Raw genomic sequence first — 5,478 nt, forward strand, 5'->3', positions numbered from 1 at the left:
TCCTTATCGTAATTTGCAACACCTTGACGTTGTGGATTATGGACAATTTTACTGATTGAAGAAATACGAGGCATTGCCAGTTCTAATGGTTCTTCACCTTTCAGAATCGCTTTCGCACTTTCAGTAAGTTGCAACGTTGGATTTAATTCACTAATAACCTGTTGCACAAAACCCAAATGAATAAGCTGACGAATGACAGACTGCCAATGCTCTTTGCTTTTATCTTTTCCAATGCCATACACTGAAAGTTTATCGTGCTGGCGTTCAATAATTTTTTGATTGTGCATGCCACGCAACACCTCAATCACATAATGTGCGCCGAAACATTGCCCCACTCGATAAATAGTAGACATTACTTTTTGCGCATCGACTAATCCATCATATTTTTTAGGAGGGTCAAGGCAAATATCACAGTTATTGCATGGTGTTTGTCGATGCTCACCAAAATAATTGAGAAGAACTAAACGGCGACAAGTCTGGCTTTCCGCAAATTCACCAATAGCTTCTAATTTATGTTGCTCAATCTGATGCTGTGGCGTTTCTGGTTTTTCTAAAAGAATTTTTTGTAACCAAGCGTAATCTGCCGGCTCATAAAACAAAACAGCCTCTGCAGGCAAATCATCACGTCCTGCCCGCCCCGTTTCCTGATAGTAAGATTCTATGCTACGTGGCAAATCAAAATGGGCAACAAACCGCACATTGGATTTATTAATTCCCATTCCAAAAGCAATGGTTGCGACGACTACTTGAACATTATCACGCTGAAAATCCTGTTGCACGCGCTCACGCAGTGCCGTTTCCATTCCCGCATGATAAGCAGCAGCAGAGACACTTTTATTGCGTAAACTTTCCGCAATTCGCTCAACCTTGTTTCGGCTGTTGCAATAAATTATCCCACTTTTGCCCTTTTGAGCTAACACAAAACGTGTCAGTTGCTCCATTGGTTTATATTTTTCTTCTAAGGTATAACGAATGTTCGGTCGATCAAAACTACCAATATATTTATGCGGATTTTCCAGATTGAGGTGAGTCAAAATATCTTGGCGAGTCGCATAATCGGCTGTCGCGGTGAGCGCCATAATCGGCGCATGAGGGAAACTAGCTTTTAAACCGCCAAGCTGGGTATATTCAGGGCGAAAATCATGCCCCCATTGAGAAATGCAGTGAGCTTCATCAATCGCAATAAAGCTGACTTTACTATAAGAAATAAGTTGAAAGAAACTGTTCGTCATCACTTTTTCTGGCGACACATAAAGCAGTTTAAGTTGCCCAGAAATAAGCTTATTTTGTACTTGTTGCTGCTGTTCTAAAGTCTGACTAGAATTAAGAAAATCCGCCTCAATTCCATTAGCTTGCAGCTGATCCACTTGATCTTTCATCAAGGAAATCAACGGAGAAATCACTAAAGTTAAACCATCAAAACAAAGTGCGGGAATTTGGTAACAAAGCGATTTGCCATTCCCCGTTGCCATTACCACCAAAGCATCTTGTCCGTTTAAGGCGGCCTTGATGACTTCTTCCTGCCCTTTACGGAAAGATTGATAACCGAAAACCGATTTCAAAACAGAAAGTGCGGTCGGTTTTTCTATTATTTTTGGTGATAAAGGAGAATCAAGCATCTTAGAACTGCACGTTCTCGCCATGTGCAGCACAAGCTTCGACTAAACAATCCCAAAAACGTTTTCCGTCATTAGAAACCCAGTCGCCATTTTTAAAAGCAAAATGAAAACCACCTAATTTACTCGCAATCCAGAGCTCAAGTAATGGTTCTTGCTTGTTAATCACTATTTGTGTGCGATTATCAAAGGTGATTGTAAATACTGAACCTTGCGTTTCACAATCTACATCCGCACCTTGCTCTTCTAATTCTTCTTCAATTTTTTGCCAAACTTGTTCAATATTTTGGTGAAATTCTGCAATATTCATAAAATGTTCCTGTTTAAATCTGATAGAATGCGGCAAATTATAAAGCCTTTCTTAAGCTTGTGAAAGGCGGATTTACCGATAAGTAAGGGAGAAAAAAATGAAAAAACTACTATCAATTTTAGTGCTTAGTGCGATTTGCATTGTGGCAACGGGATGCGGCGTAAAAGGTCCTTTATATTTCCCAGAAAAAGAACAAGCACAACAAACCAAATAAGCGATTATCCAATTACAATCCCAAAATAAAAAACAGGAACACAACATGAATTTCTTCCAATATAAAAATAATAAGCTTTATGCTGAAGATATTCCAGTTCAACAACTTGCTGAACAATTCGGTACACCTCTTTATGTATATTCTCGCGCAACACTTGAACGCCATTGGCATGCTTTTGACTCAGCCTTCGGTAAGCATCCTCACTTAATTTGCTTTGCCGTAAAATCTTGCTCAAATATCGGCGTATTAAATATCATGGCAAAACTGGGTTCTGGTTTCGATATTGTCTCGCAAGGCGAACTTGAGCGTGTACTGGCAGCAGGTGGCGATGCGTCAAAAGTGGTCTTTTCTGGCGTTGCAAAATCTCGAGAAGAAATTATGCGCGCATTAGAAGTTGGAATCCGTTGCTTTAATGTGGAATCAGTTTCTGAACTCAAGTACATTAACCAAATCGCGGGAGAAATGGGTAAAATCGCACCTATTTCTTTACGTGTAAATCCAGATGTTGATGCACATACACACCCTTATATCTCAACAGGATTAAAAGAAAATAAATTTGGCGTAAGTGTAAATGAAGCTCGAGAGGTATATAAATTAGCCTCAACGCTGCCAAACATAAAAATAACAGGGATGGATTGCCACATAGGCTCACAGCTCACTGAATTACAACCATTTTTAGATGCAACAGATCGCTTAATTGTACTAATTGAACAATTAAAAGAAGATGGAATAAAATTAAAACATCTCGATCTTGGTGGTGGTTTAGGCGTGACTTATACGGATGAAACACCACCGCATCCAAGTGATTACGCAAATGCATTGTTAGAAAAACTACAAAATTATCCTGAACTTGAAATTATTCTTGAACCAGGCAGAGCAATTTCTGCAAATGCGGGAATTTTAGTAGCCAAAGTGCAATACCTAAAAAATAATGAAAGTCGTAATTTCGCGATTACCGACACAGGAATGAACGATATGATCCGTCCTGCATTGTATGAGGCTTATATGAATATCCTAGAAATTGACCGCACTTTAGAAAGAGAAAAAGCCATTTATGATGTTGTGGGGCCAGTTTGCGAAACGTCTGATTTCTTGGGCAAACAACGGGAACTTTCTATTGCTGAAGGTGATTATATTGCTCAATGCTCAGCTGGCGCCTATGGAGCAAGCATGTCATCAAACTATAACTCAAGACCCCGTACTGCAGAAGTTTTAGTAGATGGAGATAAATCCTATTTAATCCGTCGTCGAGAAACCTTAAAGGAACTTTGGGCATTAGAGTCGACCATTTAATCTTTCTTATCTTAAAAGAGCGCTAAAAAATTATCTATTTTTCTACCGCTCTTTTTCTATCTATCCATCAATCAACCTACCTCAAACAGTAAGTTTGTGAGATAAATCAAATTTTTTTCTATTCTAGATTGGCATAGAATTAAATTCTTTATAGAATATTACGTTTTTTAAAGTGGACTTTTGCCACTAAAGGGGAAATTATGCAAGAAAAACTAAAGGTTTTATTGATTGACGACCATCCATTAATGCGTCGTGGCATTAAACAACTTGTAGAATTAGACGATAACTTTGAAGTGGTGGCTGACGTAGGCAGCGGCACAGAAGGGATTTCTGTGGCATTACAAACATCACCTGATATGATCATTTTAGATCTCAACATGAAAGGACTTTCTGGGTTAGATACGCTCAAAGGATTACGCGCAGAAGGCGTCGATGCACGAATCTTAATTTTAACCGTGTCTGATGCAAAAAATGATATTTATACTCTGATTGATGCAGGTGCAGATGGTTACTTGCTAAAAGATACGGAACCAGATACGTTGCTAGACCAAATAAAGCGCATTGCACAAGGTGAAATCATTCTGAGCGATTCTATTAAAAATTTACTGTTAGAACGTACTCATGAAGAAAATCCATTAGACAGCCTAACGGATCGTGAAATGGGCGTACTTCGTCAAATTGCGACAGGTCTATCAAATAAACAAATTGCAGCACAACTGTTTATTTCAGAAGAAACCGTGAAAGTACATATCCGTAATTTATTGCGCAAATTAAATGTACATTCTCGTGTTGCCGCAACGGTATTATTTTTTGAACAAAATCGTTAACAAAAATAATCATAAAAAAATGCGCTAGGATAAACTTAGCGCATTTTTCTTTACAGTAACAATATTTACATTAATTCAATAGATTTAATATCTTCTAATAATATATACAATTCTTTTTTAATATCTTGTTCAAATTGTACTTCTGCACTTTCTCGATCTAAATCTAGACGTATTCTTTCTCTTTTATCAAGCAATTTACGAGCATCATGCGTAGGCATATCACACACAACTTCATATAAGTTAGCCATCGCTGGATAAGTAGATAAATTCTTACCAAAAGGCCTTAATAGCATTGTAAGACGGATCACCCCCTCTGAAATATTACATTCTCCAGATTGCATTGCTCGAGCAATAACATCAATACTTTCTTTTAATCGTATAGTGCGCTGACGCTTGGCTTTAGTAATCAATTCCTTTTGGATTTTTAACTGTTTTAATAAATATATTGCATATAAACTCAATCCAATCACCAAGAAAAATGCAACTACAATAAATGGCCAAATCATAACTTATCTAAATTGGTTAATATCGATACGCTCGAAAGTGCGGTATAAATCATCTTCACTTTCATCTTCGTCTTCAATGCCAAGCTCTTCCATTAATTCTGAAATTCGATCTAAGCATTCGTCTACAAATTGTTGATCTGCTTTACTAATAGTTTTACCTTCATCTAAAGCATCCAATAATTCATTAAGAATTTCGTTATTTTCCAGATTTTCAAGCTCTTTCATTGGATCTTGTTTTTTCACCTGTTTTATTACTGGAATTAATTGACCTTTTTCAGGTTTATTAATAAATTCAACAACCAACGGAACCTTTTTCTTACTACCAATTTTTGGATCTTTAATTTCATTTTGAAGTTTATTCGCTTCTTCTTTAACCGTACTACGACGAGATCCTGAAGCTAAACCTTTATGCTTACGTTTTTTCTTATCTTCACGAGCTTTAGCGTCCAATTCATAACGTGTAAGCTTTTTACCTGGACGCGCTTTTGTTATATCTATTTTTTTATCTGCTTTTCGAATTGGCATAATATCGGTAATTCGACGTGTTTTTTTCTTACGAGCCATAAGGTATCCCTTCTAAAAATTTTGCGGATTGTATCACTAGTGCGTATTTTTCTCACTAACAAACTTTATCTAAATTTATTTTGTTAAAGTATAAACTTCTAAAAAACAAAACCCCATATCTTTCGACACGGGGCTATTCTGTTTTTAC

The 5,478-nt window shown here is 37.1% G+C and carries 7 protein-coding genes; 3 read left to right on the forward strand and 4 right to left on the reverse strand.

Annotation, left to right across the window (positions count from 1 at the left end):
* Together recQ and cyaY are read right to left on the reverse strand one after the other, a co-directional pair.
* Nucleotides 1-1,619, reverse strand: a 1,619-nt coding sequence (recQ, locus tag AAX15_RS06850) for a DNA helicase RecQ (protein ID WP_046939695.1), incomplete at its 3' end; no start/stop codon positions are given.
* Nucleotide 1,620: 1 nt separating this feature from the next.
* Nucleotides 1,621-1,926: an iron donor protein CyaY gene (gene cyaY, locus AAX15_RS06855; RefSeq protein ID WP_005643206.1), complete on the reverse strand. Its 306-nt coding sequence runs from the start codon at nt 1,924-1,926 to the stop codon at nt 1,621-1,623.
* A gap of 97 nt (nt 1,927-2,023) precedes the next feature.
* Here cyaY and lptM point away from each other — a divergent pair, with 97 nt between their 5' ends.
* The 3 genes from lptM (at nt 2,024) to AAX15_RS06865 (ending at nt 4,260) form a co-directional block, all read left to right on the forward strand.
* Nucleotides 2,024-2,140 carry an LPS translocon maturation chaperone LptM gene (gene lptM / locus AAX15_RS09635; RefSeq protein WP_005639040.1) on the forward strand — a complete coding sequence of 39 codons (117 nt, stop codon included), beginning with the start codon at nt 2,024-2,026 and terminating at the stop codon, nt 2,138-2,140.
* A 45-nt stretch (nt 2,141-2,185) separates the two neighbouring features.
* Nucleotides 2,186-3,433 carry a diaminopimelate decarboxylase gene (lysA, locus tag AAX15_RS06860; RefSeq protein ID WP_046939696.1) on the forward strand — a complete coding sequence of 416 codons (1,248 nt, stop codon included), beginning with the start codon at nt 2,186-2,188 and terminating at the stop codon, nt 3,431-3,433.
* A 200-nt stretch (nt 3,434-3,633) separates the two neighbouring features.
* Nucleotides 3,634-4,260, forward strand: coding sequence for a response regulator (locus tag AAX15_RS06865; RefSeq protein ID WP_046939697.1), 627 nt, complete (start codon nt 3,634-3,636; stop codon nt 4,258-4,260).
* A gap of 65 nt (nt 4,261-4,325) precedes the next feature.
* On the opposite strand, the gene AAX15_RS06870 is transcribed toward AAX15_RS06865, so the two are convergent.
* Together AAX15_RS06870 and yihI are read right to left on the reverse strand one after the other, a co-directional pair.
* Nucleotides 4,326-4,766, reverse strand: a complete 441-nt coding sequence (locus AAX15_RS06870; protein ID WP_046939698.1) for a DUF2489 domain-containing protein — start codon at nt 4,764-4,766, stop codon at nt 4,326-4,328.
* A 3-nt stretch (nt 4,767-4,769) separates the two neighbouring features.
* Complete coding sequence (yihI, locus tag AAX15_RS06875) at nt 4,770-5,330, reverse strand: Der GTPase-activating protein YihI (RefSeq protein ID WP_046939699.1); 561 nt, start codon at nt 5,328-5,330, stop codon at nt 4,770-4,772.
* Nucleotides 5,331-5,478: the final 148 nt, after the last annotated feature.

It is taken from the genome of Haemophilus haemolyticus (assembly GCF_001008275.1).
Taxonomy (GTDB): domain Bacteria; phylum Pseudomonadota; class Gammaproteobacteria; order Enterobacterales; family Pasteurellaceae; genus Haemophilus; species Haemophilus haemolyticus_P.

Coding starts and splice junctions, on each gene's coding strand:
- cyaY (WP_005643206.1), bottom strand. CDS start 1,926: ATGAATATTGCAGAATTTCACCAAAATATTGAACAAGTTTGGCAAAAA.
- lptM (WP_005639040.1), top strand. CDS start 2,024: ATGAAAAAACTACTATCAATTTTAGTGCTTAGTGCGATTTGCATTGTG.
- lysA (WP_046939696.1), top strand. CDS start 2,186: ATGAATTTCTTCCAATATAAAAATAATAAGCTTTATGCTGAAGATATT.
- AAX15_RS06865 (WP_046939697.1), top strand. CDS start 3,634: ATGCAAGAAAAACTAAAGGTTTTATTGATTGACGACCATCCATTAATG.
- AAX15_RS06870 (WP_046939698.1), bottom strand. CDS start 4,766: ATGATTTGGCCATTTATTGTAGTTGCATTTTTCTTGGTGATTGGATTG.
- yihI (WP_046939699.1), bottom strand. CDS start 5,330: ATGGCTCGTAAGAAAAAAACACGTCGAATTACCGATATTATGCCAATT.